At 65.4% G+C, this 20,350-nt stretch carries 22 protein-coding genes and 1 pseudogene; 9 read left to right on the plus strand and 14 right to left on the minus strand.

Annotation, left to right across the window (positions count from 1 at the left end; genetic code table 11):
- The 5 genes from carB to VHL31_RS09820 all read left to right on the plus strand — a co-directional run.
- The coding region (gene carB, locus VHL31_RS09800; RefSeq protein ID WP_329661022.1) for a carbamoyl-phosphate synthase large subunit at window positions 1-2,160 on the plus strand (2,160 nt) is incomplete at its 5' end.
- A 28-nt stretch (window positions 2,161-2,188) separates the two neighbouring features.
- Entirely contained in the window at window positions 2,189-2,662 is a 474-nt protein-coding gene (gene greA / locus VHL31_RS09805; protein WP_329661089.1) for a transcription elongation factor GreA, read from the plus strand.
- 10 nt (window positions 2,663-2,672) lie between these two features.
- Complete coding sequence (locus VHL31_RS09810) at window positions 2,673-3,692, plus strand: mitochondrial fission ELM1 family protein (protein WP_329661023.1); 1,020 nt, start codon at window positions 2,673-2,675, stop codon at window positions 3,690-3,692.
- Window positions 3,689-4,636 carry a thioredoxin-disulfide reductase gene (gene trxB, locus VHL31_RS09815; protein WP_329661024.1) on the plus strand — a complete coding sequence of 316 codons (948 nt, stop codon included), beginning with the start codon at window positions 3,689-3,691 and terminating at the stop codon, window positions 4,634-4,636. The genes VHL31_RS09810 and trxB overlap by 4 nt, the downstream gene beginning before the upstream one ends.
- A 4-nt stretch (window positions 4,637-4,640) precedes the next feature.
- On the plus strand, window positions 4,641-5,585 hold the full coding sequence (locus VHL31_RS09820; RefSeq protein ID WP_329661025.1) for a LysR family transcriptional regulator: 945 nt from the start codon (window positions 4,641-4,643) through the stop codon (window positions 5,583-5,585).
- 510 nt (window positions 5,586-6,095) lie between these two features.
- On the opposite strand, the gene msrP is transcribed toward VHL31_RS09820, so the two are convergent.
- From msrP to VHL31_RS09875, 11 genes are all read right to left on the minus strand, one after another.
- Window positions 6,096-7,058: a protein-methionine-sulfoxide reductase catalytic subunit MsrP gene (msrP, locus tag VHL31_RS09825; protein ID WP_329661026.1), complete on the minus strand. Its 963-nt coding sequence runs from the start codon at window positions 7,056-7,058 to the stop codon at window positions 6,096-6,098.
- Window positions 7,059-7,115: 57 nt separating this feature from the next.
- Window positions 7,116-9,341, minus strand: coding sequence for a DNA topoisomerase IV subunit A (gene parC / locus VHL31_RS09830; protein WP_329661027.1), 2,226 nt, complete (start codon window positions 9,339-9,341; stop codon window positions 7,116-7,118).
- An 80-nt stretch (window positions 9,342-9,421) separates the two neighbouring features.
- Entirely contained in the window at window positions 9,422-10,393 is a 972-nt protein-coding gene (locus VHL31_RS09835; protein ID WP_329661028.1) for an alcohol dehydrogenase catalytic domain-containing protein, read from the minus strand.
- A gap of 105 nt (window positions 10,394-10,498) precedes the next feature.
- On the minus strand, window positions 10,499-11,221 hold the full coding sequence (gene recO / locus VHL31_RS09840; protein WP_329661029.1) for a DNA repair protein RecO: 723 nt from the start codon (window positions 11,219-11,221) through the stop codon (window positions 10,499-10,501).
- A gap of 4 nt (window positions 11,222-11,225) precedes the next feature.
- On the minus strand, window positions 11,226-12,143 hold the full coding sequence (era, locus tag VHL31_RS09845; protein WP_329661030.1) for a GTPase Era: 918 nt from the start codon (window positions 12,141-12,143) through the stop codon (window positions 11,226-11,228).
- On the minus strand, window positions 12,140-12,919 hold the full coding sequence (gene rnc / locus VHL31_RS09850; RefSeq protein WP_329661031.1) for a ribonuclease III: 780 nt from the start codon (window positions 12,917-12,919) through the stop codon (window positions 12,140-12,142). The genes era and rnc overlap by 4 nt, the downstream gene beginning before the upstream one ends.
- On the minus strand, window positions 12,871-13,611 hold the full coding sequence (lepB, locus tag VHL31_RS09855) for a signal peptidase I (RefSeq protein WP_329661032.1): 741 nt from the start codon (window positions 13,609-13,611) through the stop codon (window positions 12,871-12,873). The genes rnc and lepB overlap by 49 nt, the downstream gene beginning before the upstream one ends.
- Before the next feature lie 158 nt (window positions 13,612-13,769).
- Window positions 13,770-14,171 carry a holo-ACP synthase gene (gene acpS / locus VHL31_RS09860; RefSeq protein ID WP_349262403.1) on the minus strand — a complete coding sequence of 134 codons (402 nt, stop codon included), beginning with the start codon at window positions 14,169-14,171 and terminating at the stop codon, window positions 13,770-13,772.
- A complete protein-coding gene (locus VHL31_RS09865; RefSeq protein WP_329661034.1) occupies window positions 14,168-14,908 on the minus strand; it encodes a pyridoxine 5'-phosphate synthase in 741 nt (246 codons plus the stop codon). The genes acpS and VHL31_RS09865 overlap by 4 nt, the downstream gene beginning before the upstream one ends.
- A gap of 73 nt (window positions 14,909-14,981) precedes the next feature.
- Window positions 14,982-15,797 (minus strand): phosphodiesterase, encoded by an 816-nt coding sequence (locus tag VHL31_RS09870; protein WP_329661035.1) that lies wholly within the window; start codon window positions 15,795-15,797, stop codon window positions 14,982-14,984.
- A gap of 104 nt (window positions 15,798-15,901) precedes the next feature.
- Complete coding sequence (locus VHL31_RS09875; protein WP_329661090.1) at window positions 15,902-16,531, minus strand: ATP-binding protein; 630 nt, start codon at window positions 16,529-16,531, stop codon at window positions 15,902-15,904.
- Between the two features lie 174 nt (window positions 16,532-16,705).
- Here VHL31_RS09875 and VHL31_RS09880 point away from each other — a divergent pair, with 174 nt between their 5' ends.
- Entirely contained in the window at window positions 16,706-17,422 is a 717-nt protein-coding gene (locus VHL31_RS09880; protein WP_329661036.1) for a hypothetical protein, read from the plus strand.
- Here VHL31_RS09880 and VHL31_RS09885 read toward each other — a convergent pair.
- Entirely contained in the window at window positions 17,419-17,640 is a 222-nt protein-coding gene (locus VHL31_RS09885) for a DUF6471 domain-containing protein (RefSeq protein ID WP_329661037.1), read from the minus strand. The genes VHL31_RS09880 and VHL31_RS09885 overlap by 4 nt on opposite strands.
- A 108-nt stretch (window positions 17,641-17,748) precedes the next feature.
- Here VHL31_RS09885 and VHL31_RS09890 point away from each other — a divergent pair, with 108 nt between their 5' ends.
- The 3 genes and pseudogenes from VHL31_RS09890 to VHL31_RS26930 form a co-directional block, all read left to right on the plus strand.
- A complete protein-coding gene (locus VHL31_RS09890; RefSeq protein WP_329661038.1) occupies window positions 17,749-18,708 on the plus strand; it encodes an IS1595 family transposase in 960 nt (319 codons plus the stop codon).
- A gap of 115 nt (window positions 18,709-18,823) precedes the next feature.
- The gene (locus VHL31_RS09895) at window positions 18,824-19,111 is read left to right on the plus strand and encodes a hypothetical protein (RefSeq protein ID WP_329661039.1); all 288 of its coding nucleotides are present in this window, start codon (window positions 18,824-18,826) and stop codon (window positions 19,109-19,111) included.
- A 97-nt stretch (window positions 19,112-19,208) separates the two neighbouring features.
- Window positions 19,209-19,541 (plus strand): annotated as a pseudogene (locus tag VHL31_RS26930) (aspartyl protease family protein); the annotation flags it as partial.
- Here the strand turns inward: VHL31_RS26930 and VHL31_RS09900 are convergent.
- Together VHL31_RS09900 and VHL31_RS09905 are read right to left on the minus strand one after the other, a co-directional pair.
- Complete coding sequence (locus VHL31_RS09900) at window positions 19,516-19,998, minus strand: hypothetical protein (protein ID WP_329661040.1); 483 nt, start codon at window positions 19,996-19,998, stop codon at window positions 19,516-19,518. The pseudogene VHL31_RS26930 and the gene VHL31_RS09900 sit on opposite strands and share 26 nt — an antisense overlap.
- Window positions 19,995-20,165 carry a hypothetical protein gene (locus VHL31_RS09905; RefSeq protein ID WP_329661041.1) on the minus strand — a complete coding sequence of 57 codons (171 nt, stop codon included), beginning with the start codon at window positions 20,163-20,165 and terminating at the stop codon, window positions 19,995-19,997. The genes VHL31_RS09900 and VHL31_RS09905 overlap by 4 nt, the downstream gene beginning before the upstream one ends.
- Window positions 20,166-20,350: the final 185 nt, after the last annotated feature.

A 20,350-nucleotide genomic window follows, 5' to 3' on the forward strand; every position in this document is an offset into this window, starting at 1 on the left:
ATGAAGTCGGTGGGCGAGGTGATGGCGATCGGGCGGACCTTCCAGGAGAGCGTGCAGAAGGCGCTGCGCGGGCTGGAGACCGGCTTGTCCGGCTTCGACGAAGTCGCCCTGCCGGAGGACGTCGACCCGAAGGACGCGCTCATCGAGATGCTGGGCCAACCGACCCCGGACCGGTTCCGTGTGGCGGCGCAGGCCCTGCGCGAAGGGATGAGTGTCGAGGAGATCCACCGGATCACCAAGTTCGACCCCTGGTTCCTGCGCCAGGTCGACGAACTCGTGCAGGCCGAGGCCGGTGTGAAGGCCGACGGGCTGCCGGCCGACCGCGAGGGCTTCCATGCGCTCAAGGCCATGGGCTTCTCCGACAAGCGGCTGGGCAGGCTCGCCGGACTGTCGGAGGACCAGGTTCGCGCCCGGCGGCATGAGCTGCGCGTCCATCCGGTGTTCAAGCGGATCGACACCTGTGCAGCCGAGTTCGAATCGCAGACGCCCTACATGTACTCGACCTACGAGATGCCGGCGTTCGGCGAGGACGAGGCCGAGGACGAGAGCCGGCCGTCCGACCGGACCAAGGTCATCATCCTGGGCGGCGGGCCGAACCGGATCGGCCAGGGCATCGAGTTCGACTATTGCTGCGTCCATGCCGCCTTCGGCCTGAAGGATGCCGGCTACGAGACGGTGATGGTCAACTGCAACCCCGAGACGGTCTCGACCGACCCGGACACCTCCGACCGCCTGTATTTCGAGCCGCTCACGGCCGAGGACGTGCTGGAGATCTGCCGCAAGGAAGCGAGCAACGGCCGGCTTCTCGGCTGCATCGTGCAGCTGGGTGGCCAGACCCCGCTCAAGCTCAGCCACCACCTGGAGAAAGCCGGCATCCCGATCCTGGGTACGCCGGTCGATTCGATCGACCTCGCCGAGGACCGCCAGCGCTTCCAGGGCCTGCTGCAGCGGCTCGGACTGAAGCAGCCGGAGAACGCCACGGCCAATGGTGCCGACGAGGCGGTGCTGAAGGCGAACGAACTCGGCTACCCCGTGATGCTCCGACCTTCCTACGTGCTGGGTGGGCGGGCGATGCGGATCGTCCATGACGAGACCGATGCCAAGGCGTTCGCCAAGGAAGCGGCCGCGGTGTCCGAGCAGGGGGCGGTGCTGATCGACCGCTATCTCTCCGATGCGATCGAGGTCGATGTCGACGTGCTCGCGGACGGCAGTACCAGCGTGGTCGTGGGCGTGATGGAGCATATCGAGGAGGCAGGGGTCCATTCGGGTGACAGTGCCTGCTCGCTGCCGCCCTACTCGCTCCCGCAGGACGTGATCGCCGAGATCGAGCGGCAGTCCAAGGCGCTGGCCAAGGCCCTGAACGTGCGTGGCCTGATGAACGTGCAGTTCGCGGTGAAGGACGGGGTGGTCTACATCCTGGAGGTCAACCCGCGCGCGTCGCGTACCGTCCCGTTCGTCGCCAAGGCTATCGGCAAGCAGCTTGCCAAGATCGCGGCACGGGTCATGGCCGGCGAATCGCTGGCGGATTTCGACCTGAAGCTGGGCAAGCTGGATCACGTCGCCGTGAAGGAGGCGGTATTCCCGTTCGCCCGCTTCCCCGGCGTCGACCTGATCCTCGGGCCCGAGATGAAGTCGACCGGCGAGGTCATGGGCCTGGATCGCGACTTCGGGACAGCCTTCCTGAAGGGTCAGCTCGGCTCTGGTCAGGCCCTGCCGAGGAGCGGTGCCGTGTTCTTGTCGGTGCGCGACCAGGACAAGCCGACCGCCGTCGGGATCGGCCGGCGGCTGATCGAGCTCGGCTACGACGTGCTGGCCACCAGGGGTACGGCGGGCGTGCTGCGCGAGGCGGGCGTCCCGGTCGAGGAGGTCAACAAGGTCCATGAGGGCCGGCCGCACATCGTCGACCGGATCAAGGACCGTGGCGTCGTGCTGGTGATCAACACGACGGATGGCCGCCAGGCGATCAAGGACAGCTACTCCTTGCGCCGCGAGGCTCTCATGAACCGCGTGCCGTACACGACGACCATTTCGGGAGCCAAGGCGGTCGTTCTGGCATTGGGAGCGCTGGCATCCGGCGATCTTGCGGTGGTACCTCTACAAGCCTATTTTGACTTATCCCGAGCCGATGTTGTGGTGTCCCAAGGCGCGCGTGGAGCGTGAATCCTGTTTCCCGAGAGTTGACTGAATGCTGAACAAGATCCCGATGACTCCTGTGGGTCACACGCGCTTGGAGGCGGAACTCAAGCGCCTCAAGACGGTGGAGCGTCCCGCTGTCATCCGTGCGATCGCAGAGGCGCGTGAGCACGGGGACCTCTCCGAGAACGCCGAGTATCATGCGGCGCGGGAGCGGCAGGGCTTTATCGAAGGCCGGGTCATGGAGCTGGAGGACAAGCTCTCCCGCGCCGAGATCATCGACATCGCGACCCAGTCCGGCAGCAAGGTCATGTTCGGGGCCACCGTGAAGCTGGTGGACGAAGAGACCGACGAGGAAACCAAGTACCAGATCGTCGGGCCGGATGAGGCAGAGATCCAGCAGGGGCTCCTGTCGATCGCCTCGCCGCTGGCCCAGGCCCTTCTCGGCAAGGAGAGCGGCGACACCGTCGAGGTCTCGACCCCGCGCGGTACCCGCTATTTCGAGATCCTCGACGTACGGTTCGGCTAGGGAGCAATCCGTGCCGCGTGACCTCCCGGTCGTCTGGGGGCTGCTCGACGACCGGCCGGGTCACGCTACCCAGGTCCAGGGCATCGGCGACGCCTTGCCCTGGCCGATGATCGAGAAGCCGCTGACCTTCGGCTGGCTGTCCCGCTTGGACAATCGGATCCTGGGCGCCAGCGCGCTGGGCCTCTCGCGCGTTGCGCGGGCCGGCCTGGTGCCGCCCTGGCCCGACCTGCTGGTGACCTGCGGCCGGCGCTGCCTGCCAGTGGCGCGCTGGATCAAGCGGCAGGCAGGCGGACGCACCCGCATCGTGCACGTGATGCGGCCCTCGATCTCGACCGACATCGACCTCCTCGTCCTGCCCTACCACGACCGCCAGCTGACCAACGAGGAGGTGGAGGTCATCCGGGTCACCGGCGCGCCGCACCGCGTGAATGCCGCACGGCTGGCCGAAGGTGCGCAGACCTTTCTTCCGCGCTTTGCCCATCTTCCCGAGCCGCGGATCGCCGTGCTGGTGGGCGGGCCGGCCCATCATGTCCGCTACCGGCGCGACTGGGCCCGGGAATTGGGGCTGCGGGCGGTAGCTCTGGCCGAGAGCCTGGGCGGCTCCCTCATGGTCACTACGAGCCGGCGCACCGGCAGCCACGCGGCGGCCGAGCTCGCGATGACGCTCAAGATCCCGCACGTGATCTGGAAGCCGGGCGATCCCGAGCCGAACCCCTATCTCGGCATGCTGGCGCTGGCTGACGCGGTGGTGGTGAGCGTCGATTCGGTATCCATGGTGAGTGAGGCTTGCGCCACGGGAAAACCTGTCCACGTGTATGGCGGCGACCGGCTGGTCGGGCACAAGCTGAAGATGCTGGTGACGAGGTTGTTCAAGGAAGGGCGGATCGTGGCCTTGGGTGATCCGTTCGATCACGCGCCGCCACCGCCGCTGGATGCCGCAGGCGAGGTCGCCGCCGTAATCATGGATCGCGCGGAACAGTGGTTTACGCAGACGACCCGTGTTAATGCCGCGTTGTCGGAGGCAGGATGAACGAGCGTCACACGCAGGTATTGATCATCGGTGGCGGTCCGGCTGGCTATACAGCGGCGATCTATGCGGCGCGCGCCAATCTGAAGCCTGTTCTTCTGCAGGGCCTTCAGCCCGGCGGCCAACTTTCCATCACGACCGACGTCGAGAACTTTCCGGGCTTTGCCGAAGCTGTTCAGGGCCCCTGGCTGATGGAGCAGATGTCGGCGCAGGCCGAGCATTGCGGGGCCGAGTTCGTCTATGATCTCGCCACCGACGTCGACCTGTCGGTCCGGCCGTTCCGGCTGACGCTGGACGGCGGCACCATCTTCACCTGCGACGCCCTGATCGTCGCGACCGGCGCCCAGGCGCGTTGGCTCGGTATCGAGGCCGAACAGCAGTTCATGGGCCATGGCGTGTCCGCCTGCGCGACCTGCGACGGGTTCTTCTTCCGTGGCAAGCGGGTGATCGTGGTAGGCGGCGGCAACACGGCGGTCGAGGAGGCGCTCTATCTGGCGGGCCTCGCCTCCCATGTGACGCTGATCCACCGTCGCGACACGCTGCGCGCCGAGAAGATCCTGCAGGACCGCCTGTTCGCCCGGCCGAACGTCATGGTCGCCTGGAACTCGATGGTGGTCGACCTGAACGGCACGACCGAACCCAAGGGTGTCACCCACGCGGTGCTGGCTTCCACCCTGGACGGGACCCGCCGGGTCATCGAGGCCGACGGGATGTTCGTCGCCATCGGCCATGACCCTGCGACCAGCCTGTTCAAGGGCAAGCTGGCCATGGACGACGAAGGCTACCTGCTCACCGAGCGCGGGCATACCTTTACGTCGGTGGATGGCGTGTTCGCCGCGGGCGACGTGCAGGACAAGATCTATCGCCAGGCGGTCACCGCAGCCGCATCCGGCTGCATGGCCGCCCTGGATGCCGAGCGCTGGCTGACCGCGCGGGGGATGCACTGAGACGATGGTCGCGCGCCCAACGGTGGACAAGGATCTGTTCAAGAGCGAGGGGCCCGACTGGGACCGGATCAGGATCTTCCACTCGGTAGCCGAGGCTGGAAGCTTCACCAAGGCCGCGGACCGGTTGGGCCTGTCGCAATCCGCGATCAGCCGGCAGATCAGCGCTCTGGAAGAGGAGCTGGGTGCCGCGGTCTTCCACCGGCATGCCCGCGGTCTCGTCCTGACCGAGCAGGGCGAGATTCTGCTGGAAACGGCGCGCGAGATTGCGCGCAAGATGGCCATGACCGTGACAGCGCTGCAGGAGCGGCGCGACGAGCCGGCCGGCCATCTGCGGATCACGACGACGGTGGGCATCGGCACGGTCTGGCTGACCCACCACATGCCTGCCTTCCTCGACCTCTACCCGGAGATCACCGTCTCCTTGATGGTGACCGACGACGACCTAGACCTGGGCATGCGCAGGGCGGACGTGGCGCTGCGGCTGAACCGACCGACCCAAGGCGACCTGATCCAGCGCAAGCTGATGACGTCGCACACGCATCTTTATGCCGCCCCGGGCTATCTCACCCGGCACGGCCTGCCCGAGCGTCCGGAAGACCTGGATCGGCATCGGCTGATCGTCTACGGCGACGATGCACCCGTTCCGTCGCTCAACTGGATCCTGGTGGCCGGGCGCGACGACGACCCCAACATCACCCCGCGCAAGCCGACGCTCACGGTCAACCACGTCTATGGCATGCTGCGCACAGCCGAGGCCGGGCTGGGCCTTGCTTCCCTGCCGGATTATCTCGGAGCACCCAGCAAGAACCTCGTGCGCGTCTTGCCGGACCTCGAAGGGCCGGTATTCACCTGCTATTTCGTCTATCCGGAGGAACTCCGCGCCTCCAAGCGTGTCACCGTGTTCCGCGACTTCCTGCTGGAAAAGGTGGCGGAACAGTCGGTCTGGTAGGATCTGCCGACTTTTTGGTCACAGGTCGACGACCGCATGCAAACTATGCAGGCCACCTATCCTGATCGGGGGTAGCCAAGACGGTGAAACGATATTATCTTCCGCACTGCAACAACGTACCGTCTGGGATGCGTTGTTGGGTCGAGGATTGAGCTAGCTCTCCTTCGACCGGGCCCGGTTCTGCCGGGTTCGACGAACCTCGGTTCGTTTCCCAGGCATTTAGCCTCCCTGATCTACTCGGCCGGGTCGAAAGACCCGGCCACTTTTTTTGTTCTGAGCTGCAGGTAACGTCCGAGCTTATCGGCGGCATTTTGCTCCCCGTCAAGCATGGCGTTCCGACTCCGCAGACGGCAGCCCAACTTTTATCAGATCCCGCAGGAAATTGCTGCAGCGCAACTTGGAACAACCAGCCAATGGCGCCATATTTGCTGCACCGCAGCAAAGTACCGACTTGATCTGCGTCAATGTTCCTTCCAGGTACTTTTGTTCATTGCCCGAACGAACTCGCTTTTACATGAACAACTGCTCCCCTTCCATCCCGCTATAAAGACTAGCGACCTGCTCGGCATAGCCATTGAATAAGCGTGTCGGCACGGAACCAAAGTCGCCGAGAGGCCTTTCATAAGCTTGGCTCCATCGCGGATGCGGCACTTCCGGGTTTACGTTCGCCCAGAACCCGTACTCGCTCGGCCCCAACTCTTCCCAGTAGCTCACCGGACGCTGGTCGGTGAGTGTGATCTTCCGGATCGACTTGATCGACTTGAATCCGTACTTCCACGGCGTGACCAGTCGGATCGGCGCCCCGTTCTGCTTGAGCAGCGGCTTGCCGTACATGCCCGTCGCAATGAAGGCCAAGTCGTTGCCGGCCTCGGCGATCGAGAGACCTTCGATATAAGGCCACGGGTACCAGGACTGCTGCTGGGCAGGCGCCTCGTCCGGGTTCAGGAAGGTCTCGAACCGCACGTACTTGGCGCTGCCCTGCGGCCTGGCCAGGTCCAGCAGTACCTTGAGCGGAAAGCCGCTCCAGGGAACGTCCATCGACCATGCCTCGACGCAGCGGTGGCGATACAGCCGCTCCTCGATCGGCAGCCGGCGCACGATGTCCCCGACATCCATTTCCACCGTCTGTTCGACCATCCCGTCGATCGTGAGCGTCCAGGGCTTGATCGTCAGCGCCTGCGCAGCATCGACGATGTCCTTGCTCCCGCCGAACTCGTAGAAATTGTTGTAGGTCGTCGCCAGCTTCTCCTCAGTGAGCGGCCGATCCAGCGTGAAGGCCGGATTGCGCTCGCCTGGATAGAGTTCCGGCGCGATCAGGCTGCCGGCCTCCTGGGCATGCGCCCGTCCGATGAAGGACAGGCCGATGGTGCCCATTCCCATGCCGGCCAGCAGCTTTCGCCGGTTAGTGACGAGCGCCTCGTCGGTCGCCCGGTGGTCGATGACATCCCAGATCTTGCGCGTGCGCGTCAGCATGGCGGTCCCTTCCTGTTGTTGAGAGATTACGCCAGGAACGTCCGCACGGTCACCTGATCACGAACGTGTGAAGTCCAGATCCTTCGGGAAGCCCACCGGCGTCGCCCGTCCGGACTGCGAGCGCTCGCCGATCCAGGTCGTGGTGTCCTCCCGGCGCTGGCGGCTCCCGGTCTGCCAGACGAACCCGGCCTTCGGGTCGATCGTGGCGATATCGACCACGCTGGCCGAGTGCAGCTTCATCAGTTGCACGCCCTTGCCCCTGGAGAGCAGCTTCAGCTGGTCCAGGGGAAACACCAGCAGGCGCCGATGGCTGCCGAGCACAGCCAGATGGTCGCCCTTGACCGGCACGACCTTCACCAGCTGGTCGCCCTCGTCCAGGTCGACCACCTGCCTGCCCACCTTGGTCGAGGCCACGATGGCCGCCTCGTCCACGACAAAGCCCCGTCCGGCGCGGGTCGCTACGACCAGCTTCCCGCCCGGACGGTGCACGGCGGCGTCGATGATCGGCACCCCTTTGGCCATGTCCACGAACAGCGAGAGCGGCTCCCCTGTCCCCCGCCCGCTCGGCAGCCGGTCCACGGTCAGCGTGAACATCTTCCCGTCCGCCGCGAACACCAGGAGACGGTCGGTCGTCTGCGCTTCCAGGGCGAAGCGTGCGGCATCGCCCTCCTTGTAGCGCTGCTCGGCCAGGTCCAGCTGATGGCCGCGCGCCGTCCGGATCCAGTTGTGCTGGGACAAGAGGATCGTGACGGGGAAGCGCTCGACCTGCGCCTCGAACCGCTCGGGCTCGATCACCGGGGCGGTGCCGAAGGTGGTCCGCCTCGGATCGGCGAACGCCTTCCGCGACGCCTTCACCTCGTCGGCCAGCGCCTTGCGCCGCAGCTTCGGCTCGGCCAGGAGCCTGGTCAGCTTCGCCTTCTCCGCCTCCAGCTGGGCATGCTCCTTGCGGAGATCCATCTCCTCCAGCCGCCGCAGGTTGCGCAGCCGCAAGTTCAAGATCGCTTCGGCCTGGATCTCGCTCAGCTCGAACCGCTTCATCAGCGCCGGCTTCGGCTCGTCCTCCTCGCGGATGATCCGGATGACCTCGTCGATGTCCAGGTAGGCCCTGAGATAGCCTTCCAGGATGTGCAGCCGGTCATCGATCTTGCCGAGCCTGAAGCGCGAGCGACGCTCCAGCACGATCATCCGGTGATCCAGCCAGCACTGCAGGACCTCCGCCAGCCCCATCACCCTGGGCGTGCCGGTCGCATCCAGCACGTTCAGGTTCAAGGACAGCCGTACTTCCAGGTCGGTAGCCCGGAACAGCTGCTCCATCAGGAGCTCCGGCTCGACCGTGCGCGCCCGGGGCACCAGCACGATGCGGACCTGGTCGGTCGACTCGTCGCGAAGGTCGGCCAGCAGCGGCAGCTTCTTGGCCAGCAACTGCTCGGCGATGTCCTCGATCAGGCGGCTCTTCTGCACCTGGTAGGGAATCTGGTCGACGATGATCCGGTATTGCCCGAGCGGCAGCTGCTCGACCTGATAGCGCGCCCGCAGCCGGAACCCGCCACGGCCGGTGGCAACCGCCTGGGCGATGGTGGCCGGGGGGTCAATCAGGATCCCGCCGGTCGGCAGGTCCGGTCCCGGGACGAACCGCATGATCTCCGACGCCGTCGGTAGCGGTGCCTCAGCTGGCCGGTCCAGCATGAACAGAAGGGCATCGCAGAGCTCGCCCACATTGTGCGGCAGGATCGAGGTCGCCATGCCCACGGCGATGCCACTGGCGCCGTTGGCCAGCAGGTTCGGCACGGCTGCCGGCAGGATGACCGGCTCCTCCTCGCTGCCGTCATAGGTCGGCCGGAAATCGACGGTGTCGTCGTCGATGTTCTCCAGCAGCGCCATCGCGTACTTGGTGAGCCGGCTTTCCGTGTAGCGCATCGCGGCCGGGTTATCGCCGTCGATATTGCCGAAGTTCCCCTGCCCTTCCACCAGCGGGTAGCGCTGCGCGAAGTCCTGGGCGAGACGGACCAGCGCATCGTAGACCGACTGGTCGCCGTGCGGGTGGAACTTGCCGATGACGTCGCCGACGACGCGGGCGCATTTCTTGTACCCGCCGGCCGGGTCCAGGCGGAGCTGCAGCATGGCGTAGAGCAGCCGCCGCTGGACCGGCTTCAGCCCGTCGCGGACGTCCGGCAGCGAACGGGACGTGATCGTGGACAGCGCATAGGCCAGGTAGCGCTCGGAGAGCGCCTGGGCGAGCGGGACGGATTCGATGCGGTCGTGGTCGGCGGAGGATCGGTTCATGCTCGAAGACTTCAGGAGGAAAGGGCTCCGCTCTCGCGGATGTCGACGACGATGCGGCCGGTGACACGACCGGCCTCAAGCTAGGCCAGCGCCTCGTTCAGCCGGGAAAGGCCGACCACACGGTGGTCGATGGTGAGCGGCTTGCGTGCGTGGAGCTGCAGGAGCTCTCTCATGTCGAGCCGTGTGCCGACGCTGGTGCCGGTGAGGGTCACGCCGGTGACCGTCAGCCATTCCTGGTCGAGCGGCACCGGATCGGAGACCAAAGCTGCCGCGACGATGCGGCCGCGCGGGCGGATGACCTTCGTCATCGTAGCCCAGGTCGCGGTCGTGGGCGCAAAGTTGATGCAGGCATCGGCCCCGCCGGTCAGGTCGAGGATCGCCTCCGCGGCCCGTTCCGCCGGCACGGCATGGTCTGCCCCGGCCCGCCGCGCCGCATCCAGCTTGTCGGCGCCTACATCGACCGCGACCACGATCGCGCCGGTCCGGGCTGCAAGCTGGACGGCATAGAGCCCAAGCCCGCCACAGCCGAAGATCACGCAGACCGAACCCGGCACGAGCGCCGCCTTCTTCACCCCACCCAGTGCCGTCAGGCCGGCGCACATGAGCGGAGCGCCCGCGAATGCGTCCATGTCCTCACCCAGCACCGCCACGAAGCGCGCATCGGCCAGGACATACTCGGCAAAGGCACCATCGACATCAAAGCCGTGCGCCCGTTGCCCGGTGCAGAAGGATTCGAACCCGCTCAGGCATTCCCGGCAGTGGCCGCACGTATCATGGATCCAGGGCACGCCGACCCTCCTACCGAGCAGGGCTTCCGCCCCTGCCCCGGCCTCGACGATCCGTCCGATCCCCTCGTGGCCGGGGATCAGCGGCAGGCCGCGCCGCTGCGGTACCGTGTGGCCGGCGCAGACATGGACGTCGGTATGGCATAGGCCGCAGGCTTCGATCTGGACCAGGACCTGCCCCACCCTGGGCTCCGGCCTCGGCACGCCCTCGATCTGCAGTGGCGCACCGAACCCGCGCAGCACCGCAGCCCGCATCGTCGCGGCCATCAGCGTTGACCTGGCTGCAGTGGAACAGGACGAGCATGCATGTGAACGATCTTTCCGGCGGGCATCGGCTCGAAGGCGGGAGATGGTGGAAGATCCGCAGGTTCGTCAACCGGAAGGCTGCAGCAGGCCGACCAGGCGCTCGCGCGCCGGCGGGACCGGGCGGTCGACCGCCTCGAACAGACGCTGCTCCAGGAAGTGGCCGGCCAGGCGCAGACCATCCAGCACCTGGGCACGGTCGGGATGGCTGCCGTCCAGTAGGAAGCGCGGCAGCTTGAGGAGCCGGGGTGCCCAGTCCGCCGCCGCCTCGTACGAGACTGCGCTGCCGGTTCGCGGGGAGACGTAGTCCAGATCCTCCGTGACACCGGTCACGGCGCAGCGGTCGAGCGACAGGCCGAACCCGGTCTCCGCCAGCAGGACCAGCTCGAACCGGACATAGTGGCCAAGCCAGGCATCGTCATCGCAGAGTGCATCGGCGAGCTGGACGGTTGCGGCATAGAGGCCCGGATGCGGATCGCGCTCGGCCGTGCCCTGGTCGAGCAGCGCCATGGCCGAGGAAAGGCCGGCCAGCGCCAAGGGTGTGTCCAGCACGTCGGCAGCGTGGGTGCGGATCGCCTCGCCCTTCAGGTTGCCGAGCTGCTCGGCCATTCTGGCATGCCAATGGAGATCCAGCCGGTTGCCGGGCTGCCACAGATGGGCATTCGCCCGGGCGCCGCCACCCTGGACGAGACCGGCATGACGCCCGTGCTGGAAGGTGAAGGCGTGCACGACGAGGCCAGCCTCGCCATGGCGCCGCCTCGTCAGCACGAAGCCTTCGTCCTGCCATTCCAAGGGATCATCCCCGGCTGTCGAGCCCCATCTCCCGATAGCGCTCGGGATCGTCAGTCCATTCGCGGACCTTCACGAACAGGAACAGGTGGACACGGGCATCCAGCAGCTTTTCCAGGTCCTGGCGCGCTGCCTGGCCGATCGCCTTGATCCGGGTGCCGCCCTTGCCCAGCACGATCGCCTTCTGGCTGTCGCGCAGCACGTAGACCACCTGGTCGATACGGACTTCCTTGCCGTCCTCGCTTTCCAGGTACTGCTCGGTCTCGACCGTGATGCTGTAGGGCAGTTCGTCCTGCAGTTGCAGGAAGACCTTCTCCCGCGTGATCTCGGCGGCCAAAGCCCGGTCCGACAGGTCGGACAACTGGTCTTCCGGGTAGAGCCACACACCTTCCGGCAAAGCCTTGGCCACGGCCGCCAGCAGGTCGGCGCAACCGTCGCCCTTGAGCGCCGAGACGATGAAGGTCTCCTCGAACGGCACGACCTTGTTGGCTTCCGCGATCAGCGGCAGCGCCTTGTCCCGGCGCACCGCGTCGATCTTGTTGATCACCAGCCAGGCACGTCGCTGCCGGCCGGCCAGGCCCTCGAGCACCGCCCGCGCCTGGGCGTTCAGACCCTTGTCGGCATCCAGCACGAACAGGACGAGATCGGCATCGTCCACCCCGTCCCAGGCCGCCTGCACCATGGCGCGCTCCAGGGCACGCTTGGCCCCGGCGAAGATGCCTGGCGTGTCAACGAACAGGACCTGGGACTCGTCGACGGTCGTGATCCCGATCACCCGCCGCCTGGTCGTCTGCGCCTTCGGCGTGACGATCGAGACCTTGTGGCCGACCAGATGGTTCAGGAGCGTGGACTTGCCGGCGTTCGGTGCACCGGCGAGCGCCACGAAGCCGCAGCGGGTGGCCGATTCGGTGCTTGGATCGGTCATGATTGGGTACCGGCGAGTTGGTCGAGCATGAGCCGTGCCGCGGCCTGTTCGGCCGCCCGCTTGGAATGGCCGGACGCGGCGACGGCCGCCCTGTCCGTGACGCTGACGCTCACCACGAAGGTGGGAGCATGCGGCGGGCCTTCAGTGGAGATCACCGTATAGATCGGCCGATCCGCGGCCCTGGCCTGCGCCCATTCCTGCAGCGCGGTCTTCGGGTCGCGGCTGGGCAGGCCGGCGCTGGCCACGAGTGGCTGCCAGTGCCGCCGGACGAAGGCTTCGGCCGGGGACCAGCCGCCATCCAGGTAGATGGCGCCGATCAGTGCCTCCACCGTGTCGGCCAGGATCGCCGGGTTGTCCCGGCCACCACCGTCCTCCTCGCTCTTGGCGACCACCAGCCAGCGGCCCACGCCCAGCTTCTGCGCAATCGTGGCGAGCGTCTCGCGCCGCACCAGTCCGTCCTGGCGCAGGGCCAGCGTGCCCTCGGAATCGTTGCGGAAATGCTCGATCAGCATGTGCGCCGCGACCAGGCCCAGGACCCGGTCGCCCAGGAACTCCAGCCGCTCGTTCGAGCGGCGCTCGCGCCGACGGCCGGTCGGCCGGCGGACGGCGCTCGCATGGGTGAGGGCCTCGTGCAGGAGCTGGCGGTCGCGGAACCGGTGGCCGAGGATGGCTTCGATGTCGTCCGGCGCCGGCTCCACGACCGGCATCGCGGGCGCAATGTCGTCGGTCAACGGATCGTACTGAACAACCGATCGAACCGGGTCGAGAACGGCCATGCCCAAGGCTCCAGGATGCCGGCGGAACCGTCGGTGGAGAAGAACAGGATCTCGGCCCGGCCGACCAGGTTTTCGACGGGGACGTAGCCGAGGCTGGGATCCCGGCTGTCCTGCGAGTTGTCGCGGTTGTCGCCCATCATGAACACATGGTCCGGCGGGACCTCGAATTCACGGGTGTCGTCCATGGGCCCGTCGGGATAGCGGTCGAGGATCTCGTGCACCCGCCCGCCCGGCAGGGTTTCCCGGAACATCGGCACGCTGCCTTCGTTCAGGTCATTGAACGTCCCGGCCGGATCCTGTGGCACTTCCTCGCCGTTGATGTAGAGCCGGCCGCTGCGCATCTGGATGCGGTCACCCGGCAGCCCGATCACCCGCTTGATGTAGTCGACGTTCTCGCCAGGGCGCTTGAACACGGCCACGTCGCCGCGCTCGGGCAGGCTGCCGAACACCCGGCCCTGGATCGGGACGATGCCCCACGGGAACGACCAGCGGCTGTAGCCGTAGGCGTACTTGCTGACGAACAGATAGTCGCCGACCAGCAGCGTCGGCTTCATCGAGCCCGACGGAATGTTGAACGGCTCGAACAGGAAGGTGCGCACGACCACGGCGATCAGGATCGCGTAGACGAGCGTCTTGACGGTTTCCACCGCCGAGGAGGACTTGCGCTTATCCAGCGCGACGTGATCGGGCATCAGTGGATCGGGCTCGGGCCATGGAAGGAAGTGACAAGGTCGAGGATCCGGCCGTCCCAGCCGACAAACCACACCCTATCGAAACGTTGGTCTGGAAGACCTGACGCGCCTTCATAAAGCAAGGACTTTTGCCATGCCCGACGATCAACTTCCAGCGCTCAGGCGGCAGGCTCGGCGGAAATGAGCGCAATGGCCTGTGCCAGCGGCGGCTCGTCGGTCAGGGTGAGTTCCACATGGGGACGCATGCCGGGCGGCGTCATCTCGGCCAGGCGCTCGGCCGCACGGCCGGTCAGGCGCACCACCGGCTTGCCGCCGGGCAGGTTCTCCACCCCGATCTCCCGCCAGGACACGCCGCGCGCCAGGCCCGTCCCCAGTGCCTTGGCGACCGCCTCCTTGGCGGCATAGCGCTTGGCATAGGTCTCCGCGCGCCGCAGCCGCCGGTCCGCCTTGTTCCGCTCGGTCTCGGTGAAGCAGCGCTGGGTGAACCGGTCGCCGAAGCGGGCCAGCGTCTTCTCGATCCGCCGGATGTCGATCAGGTCGGTACCCATGCCCAGGATCATAGGGTCAGCCCGCGCGCCTCGTCCATCAGCCGGCGCATCTCGCCGATCGAGGCGTGCCAGCCACGGAACAACGCCTCGCCGACCAGGAAGTGGCCGATGTTCAGCTCGACCATCGCCGGCAGCCGCGCGATCGGCGCTACGGTCGCGTAGTCGAGCCCATGGCCGGCATGGCATTCCAGGCCGAGCTCGATCGTCAGCCTGGCCGCCGCCTCGATCCGCTCCAGCTCGCGCTGCCGCTCCGCTCCTTCCGCCTCGCAATAGGTGCCGGTATGCAGCTCGACGATGTCCGCGCCGACCTTGGAGGCAGCGAGGAGCTGCCTGGGATCGGGATCGACGAACAGCGACACGCGAATACCGGCATCCTTCAGCTTCGCGACGAACGGCGTCATCCGCTCTTCCTGCCCGGCTACCGCCAGCCCGTGCTCGGTCGTCCGCTCCTCGCGGCGCTCCGGCACCAGGCAGGCCGCATGCGGCAGGACGCGCAGCGCGATCCCCAGCATCTCCTCGGTGACGCCCATCTCCAGGTTCAGCGGCAGGTCGATCTCGCTCTTGAGCCGGTCGACATCGTGGTCGCGGATATGGCGACGGTCCTCGCGCAGATGGGCCGTGATCCCGTCGCCGCCGGCGTCGCGGATCATCGCGGCGGCGCGCAGCGGGTCCGGATGGGCGCCACCTCGCGCATTCCTGACCGTCGCCACGTGATCGACGTTCACCCCGAGCCGCAACCGCCGCGCCATGATCCGCTCCACCGCTTCATCGCGGCGTCGGTTTAGTCCCTGGCGGCGCCATCGGCGAGCATCTTTGCCGCCGTCAGCCGGGATAGTCCGGATCAGCGTTGAACGGATACGGACCCTCGGCCAGGTCGACATAGACGGTGTGGCTGACCAGACCGCTCCCGTCGATCCAGTGATGCAGCTGGAAGGCGGGCGGCTCCATCACGAAGCCCGCGGCCGATCCCGGCCGAAGATCGAGATCGACCTGATGGACCACCGATGGGGCGATGCTGGCGATGGTGCCGGCAAACCGCATGGTCATCGGACGGTGATGGTGGCCGCAGACCACGCGCTCGACCTGGGGGTGGCGGGCCACCACCGCGGCCAGCCGCTCGGGATGGCGCAGCCCGATCTCGTCCATGTGGCCGATGCCGGACGTGAAGGGCGGGTGATGCATCGCCAGGATCGTGGGCTTGCCCGGCTGCTCGGCCAGGCGCGCCTCCAGCCAGCCGAGGCTGGCAGCGTCCAGCTCGCCATGGCCGTGGCCCGGCACCACCGTGTCGAGCATGACGATCCGCACCGGAAAGTCCTCGACCACATGATGCAGCAGGGAACCGTCCAGCCGGCCCAGATGGCGCGGCAGGATCGCTTGCAGGTTTTCGCGCCGATCATGGTTGCCGGGCACCACGAGCACCGGCGGCGCCAGCCTTTCCAGCATCCCGGCCAGGAGGCGGTACTCCTCCTCGCGGCCGCAATCCGTGAGGTCGCCGGTGACGATGATCACGTCCGGCTGGGGCTGGAGCGAGGCGACGCGGTCAATGGCACGGGCGACCATGGAATTGGTCGCAACCCGCCCGTAGGCCAGCCGGCCGTTCGGGACCACGTGGAGATCGGTGAGCTGGCAGATCAGCAAGTCGAGGCTCCTGGTGCGCTCAGGACAGGTCGAAGCGTCGTCCGCTTAGGACCTGGTGCACGACAGGATGGTGACAGCCGGGCCGGGAGAAGACGAGAGCCTGCTCAGCTCCGCCGTGGTGCCGGCCGGCGGAACGCCAGCGCCTCGGCGATCTGCGCCTTGCGCACGATGTCGCTGCCGTCCAGGTCGGCGATCGTGCGGGCCACCCGTACGACCCGGTGCCAGCTGCGCGCGGTCAGGTGCAGGTGCTTGGCCGCCCGCTCCAGCAGCTGGCGGGCGGTCGGCTCCAATGGCGCGATCTCGTCCAGGATTTCGCCTTGCGCCTCGGCATTGGTCCGAAGCTCCGGCCGCCCGGCCCTTGCGAACCGCTCCGACTGGATCTCGCGTGCCGCCGCCACCCGGGCCGCCACCGTGGCGCTGTCGTCGGTGGGTGCGGGCAGCATCAGGTCGGACGGCTGCACCGCCGGCACCTCCACCACCAGGTCGATCCGGTCGAACAGCGGGCCGGAGATCCGGGACATGTAGTCGTCGGCGCAGCGCGGCGCCTTGGCACACTGCAGCTCGCGCGTGCCCAGATGGCCGCAGCGGCACGGGTTCATCGCCGCGACCAGCTGGAACCTTGCGGGGTAGGTCGCATGCGCCGCTGCCCGCGGTACGGTGATCTGCCCGGTCTCCAGCGGCTGGCGGAGCGCGTCCAGCACGTTGCGCTGGAACTCCGGCCTTAGGTAGCAAATGCACCTATAGCCGAAACGCTGGGAGTTCGGCTGTGGGCGTGTCCTGTTGGGCTACACATCGGAAGATTGCCGAGGCATGCTGCGATCATGCTGCGGCTGATTCTATCACGCGTCGTCCTTTACGGGATTTGGCTCCTCTCCGGCTGCTGGACGGTAGTCAGGATCGTGTTTGACATGATCGGCTACGCGACGGTGCCTGGAGATATCCCAGTTGCCCAAGACATGGCTGGGCAAATTATCCGCTGGTTCCTTACGGTGCCTTGGTGGGTGCCCGCCATTATGTTTGTGGCGATGACGGTTGCGGTCATTTGGATCGCAGTCCGCCAAACCTGGATGCTGACTGGCCGTGAGGCTGCCCAGAAACGGGCCGAGGAAAAGGAGCGTAAGCAAGCTATCGCTGAGTGTGTGTCTGACGAGAATTTTCAGGGCGAACTTGAGGAAGTTAGGCGCAGTGTCTCTGAAAGATTGGGCCTCTTCAGAGAAGAACTGCGTACGATGCGGGCTGATCTCTCGTCCGGCAAGATAGACCGACCTGCTGCTGGTGCAATAATAAATAGACTCACCGACGATGCAAAAGAGTATGGCGAGAACCTAATCGAAGGACCATTCGGTGATGCGTTGTTGTTCTCTCCATATGGAGAGGAGAAAGCGAGGCTACTTAGACATTATGAAGTAGGCGATTATCATGAGGGTTCTACGCACGTTTCATTTTTGGATGCTACGCTCGAAAACACTCTGAACAAGAGGGAAAAGTACGTTAACAAGACACTGGATGAAGCGATAGCCAACTATCAGAGAGAGCGCCAGAAGCTGTTGCAAGCATTCTATCTGTCCAGGCGTGATGGAAAGCTACTTGCTCGGCTCCGCAAGCTGACCGGTGGATCAGCTTAATCCAGATCTATCCGTGCTGCCCCCATCGCCTTGAGGCACTGTACGAAGAACACGGCCGAGAACCCACCACGGCTGATCTTGGTCCTCACGTTCTGCGAGTTCTCCGTTACGCCGATCTCGGCGAGCTTTGCTACTAGTTGGTCGTAGGTCATGTTGCGCCGCTTCATCTCGGCCTTGAGCATGCCCTTGACCAAATCAAGCCATTCTTGGTCGTGCATCGTTTTGCCTCGGTTGCGTTCACAAACGCATCGTATCCGTAACGAACAGCGTTGACAACGTAGGCTAGTGTAGCCATATTCGTAACGGAAGTTACGGATACGATGCAGATGGCCCAACACTTCCTCCTCTCCGCCGCAGCCCGCACCCTCTCGCTGGTGCGCGTGGCGCGGATGACCGACGAGGAAGCCTATGACGTGTTCCGCAAGCTTCGTTGGCAGGACACCAAGGGCGAGGCCGTCTGCCCGCGCTGCGAGTGCGTGGCGTGCTACGAGTTCAAGACGCGCCGCATCTTCAAGTGCAAGGCGTGCCTGCATCAGTTCACCGTCACGTCCTCCACCATCTTCGCCAGCCGCAAGCTGCCGATCCGTACCTACCTGCTCGCCATTGCGATCAGCGTGAACGCGGTGAAGGGCCTGAGCGCCTTGCAGCTCGGCCGTGACCTGGATGTGCAGTACAAGACGGCCTTCGTCATGGCGCACAAGATCCGCGAGAGCATGAGTGCGGACCAGGACCGCTACCGCCCGCAGGGTGAGGTCGAGATCGACGGCTGCTATGTCGGCGGTCACATCCGGCAGGCCAACAGGAAGGCGGATCGCAAGGACCGCCGTCTGGCCCAGCACCAGACCGGCAAGCGCCGCGTCGTGGTTGTCATGCGCGAACGCAACGGCCGGACGCTGCCGTTCGTGGTCCGCAGCGAGGAAGAGGCGGTGTCGACCATCGCCCGTCGCGTGCAGGCTGGCTCGACCGTGCATGCCGACGAAGCGGCGTCATGGGACGCGCTGCATGCTCGCTTTGCCATGAAGCGGATCAACCATCTGGTGGCGTTCTCGGATGAAGGCTCCTGCACCAATCAGGCCGAGAGCTTCTTCAGCCGCCTGCGCCGCGCCGAGTACGGCCAGCACCACCACATCAGCGGGCCGTACCTGCGCTTCTATGCTGGTGAGGCGGCGTGGAAGGAAGACATGCGCCGGGAGAGCAACGGCGTGCAGTTGGAGCGGGCTACGGTCGGTGCGCTGAGCCACGGCAAGAGCCGGAACTGGTGCGGGTACTGGCAGCGATCGGCCTGATCGTGACGTCTCAACTCCCGCGAGAATGTCTTAGTTGTCAATATACAGGTTGCCGAGACTCGCCCCCGCGCTTACGTTCCGATCACCTACGCAATCTCAGCGGGAGGAGGCGGCCATGGTTGATGTAGAAGAACGTGATCTGATCGAACAGCTTGGGGCCAGCCCACGGGAGATTGCTCGACAGATAGAGGAGTACAGGCAAGCGGCTTCTGTACTCTCGTCGAACCACCCGAGGCTGATCAATACGCACCCAATGCAGTGGATTGCCGTCTATCGCGGCAGAGTTGCCGCAAGCGCCACTGACATGAAATCGCTCATGACAAAGCTGAAAGAGGAAGATATACCGGCGTCGGAGGCGATAGTTCGCTTTATCGACACGGAAGAAAGAACATTAATCCTCTAGGTACAATAACGGGTCGGTTTGGCGACACAACAACCGCACCGTATATTGAGGCTTATGTGACGATCCCGGGCTCAGGGTCCGGGGACCAGTTTCTTTTTTAGTTGATACTGGCGCGGATGGCTCTGTGCTAATGCCGGCAGATGCTGCTCGCTTGTCTCTCGACTACAGCAAACTTACTCAAACTGCTATTTCTACTGGCATAGGTGGCCAAAGCAGTGATTTCGTAGCGCCTGCTATGATCGCGTTCAGCGCGCCAGGAACTCCTCTGTTCCTATATCAAGTATATTTGAGAATCATGAGGAAGACAGAGCACAACGAAGATATACCTTCTCTCCTCGGCCGTGATATCATCGGCAGGTGGAGGATTGTTTTTGACAAACCACACAATGTCGTAAGTGCGGATGTCATAAGTGCTGATGCATCCCTGTAGGCCCGTCCTGAAGAACTAGCCGATAACCCCGGTACAGGTTGCCGGTATTTAACGCCTCCACCGTCCCATTGTCTCTCATCTTGCCCAAGCAAGCGCCGATGCGCTTGCGAATCGTGGCGAAGGTAGCGTCATCCGTCCGTAGCTTGCGCGCCTCAAGCCACTGCTCCGTAAGCTCTCGCGTCGTTACCAGATCGCCCGACCTCAGCCGCTCCAGCACGAACCGCGTCACATGCCCTCGCTTCGCCCTGTGCTTGGTCGCATAGCGCTTGATGGCCGCTGGCGTGGTCTCTGGATCGAATAGGCGCACCGTAGCGTCTAGATGGTCGATATCGCACGTCACCTTGCGGAGATCGGCCTCAAGCTGCTTGCGGACGTTCACAAGCTGCTCACGCTTCTGGAGCAGGCCCGCAATCGTGTTCGGTCGTTCGCCCTTGGGCAGTTCGGCAAGGTCGCTCATGGTAGCCTCCACTGGTCAGTGATCCGCCAGCCAACCGCCATCGGCCCGTAGAACGTGCGCTCGACCAGCTCGCGCTTGGCATAGCTTCTCAGGGCTTCCTCAACCCGCACAGCCAGGCGCATCACAGCATCACGATCGAACGGGTTCAGCTTCAGCCGCAGCATCATGGCTCGCGTGACCTCGTGCGTGGTCATCGGCTGGTCGGCACAGCGCACGACCTCAAGCAGGCTACGGGCGAAGACGCGGCGCTTTATGCACACGTCGGGGTGGCGGTTGGCCATGGATGGAAGTGTAGCGGGGAAGCCACACAAACGGCATTCGGCACGAGGTGTGTTTGCTACCTAATACTGTG

Origin of the sequence: Geminicoccus sp., assembly GCF_036263595.1 — a bacterium.
Classification (GTDB): Bacteria; Pseudomonadota; Alphaproteobacteria; order Geminicoccales; family Geminicoccaceae; genus Geminicoccus.

Excerpts from the sequence above, each read along its gene's own strand:
- trxB (WP_329661024.1), top strand. The coding sequence starts at position 3,689 with ATGAACGAGCGTCACACGCAGGTATTGATCATCGGTGGCGGTCCGGCT.
- VHL31_RS09820 (WP_329661025.1), top strand. The coding sequence starts at position 4,641 with ATGGTCGCGCGCCCAACGGTGGACAAGGATCTGTTCAAGAGCGAGGGG.
- msrP (WP_329661026.1), bottom strand. The coding sequence starts at position 7,058 with ATGCTGACGCGCACGCGCAAGATCTGGGATGTCATCGACCACCGGGCG.
- parC (WP_329661027.1), bottom strand. The coding sequence starts at position 9,341 with ATGAACCGATCCTCCGCCGACCACGACCGCATCGAATCCGTCCCGCTC.
- VHL31_RS09835 (WP_329661028.1), bottom strand. The coding sequence starts at position 10,393 with ATGGCCGCGACGATGCGGGCTGCGGTGCTGCGCGGGTTCGGTGCGCCA.
- era (WP_329661030.1), bottom strand. The coding sequence starts at position 12,143 with ATGACCGATCCAAGCACCGAATCGGCCACCCGCTGCGGCTTCGTGGCG.
- rnc (WP_329661031.1), bottom strand. The coding sequence starts at position 12,919 with ATGGCCGTTCTCGACCCGGTTCGATCGGTTGTTCAGTACGATCCGTTG.
- lepB (WP_329661032.1), bottom strand. The coding sequence starts at position 13,611 with ATGCCCGATCACGTCGCGCTGGATAAGCGCAAGTCCTCCTCGGCGGTG.
- acpS (WP_349262403.1), bottom strand. The coding sequence starts at position 14,171 with ATGATCCTGGGCATGGGTACCGACCTGATCGACATCCGGCGGATCGAG.
- VHL31_RS09865 (WP_329661034.1), bottom strand. The coding sequence starts at position 14,908 with ATGGCGCGGCGGTTGCGGCTCGGGGTGAACGTCGATCACGTGGCGACG.
- VHL31_RS09880 (WP_329661036.1), top strand. The coding sequence starts at position 16,706 with ATGATCGGCTACGCGACGGTGCCTGGAGATATCCCAGTTGCCCAAGAC.
- VHL31_RS09885 (WP_329661037.1), bottom strand. The coding sequence starts at position 17,640 with ATGCACGACCAAGAATGGCTTGATTTGGTCAAGGGCATGCTCAAGGCC.
- VHL31_RS09890 (WP_329661038.1), top strand. The coding sequence starts at position 17,749 with ATGGCCCAACACTTCCTCCTCTCCGCCGCAGCCCGCACCCTCTCGCTG.
- VHL31_RS09895 (WP_329661039.1), top strand. The coding sequence starts at position 18,824 with ATGGTTGATGTAGAAGAACGTGATCTGATCGAACAGCTTGGGGCCAGC.
- VHL31_RS09900 (WP_329661040.1), bottom strand. The coding sequence starts at position 19,998 with ATGAGCGACCTTGCCGAACTGCCCAAGGGCGAACGACCGAACACGATT.
- VHL31_RS09905 (WP_329661041.1), bottom strand. The coding sequence starts at position 20,165 with ATGATGCTGCGGCTGAAGCTGAACCCGTTCGATCGTGATGCTGTGATG.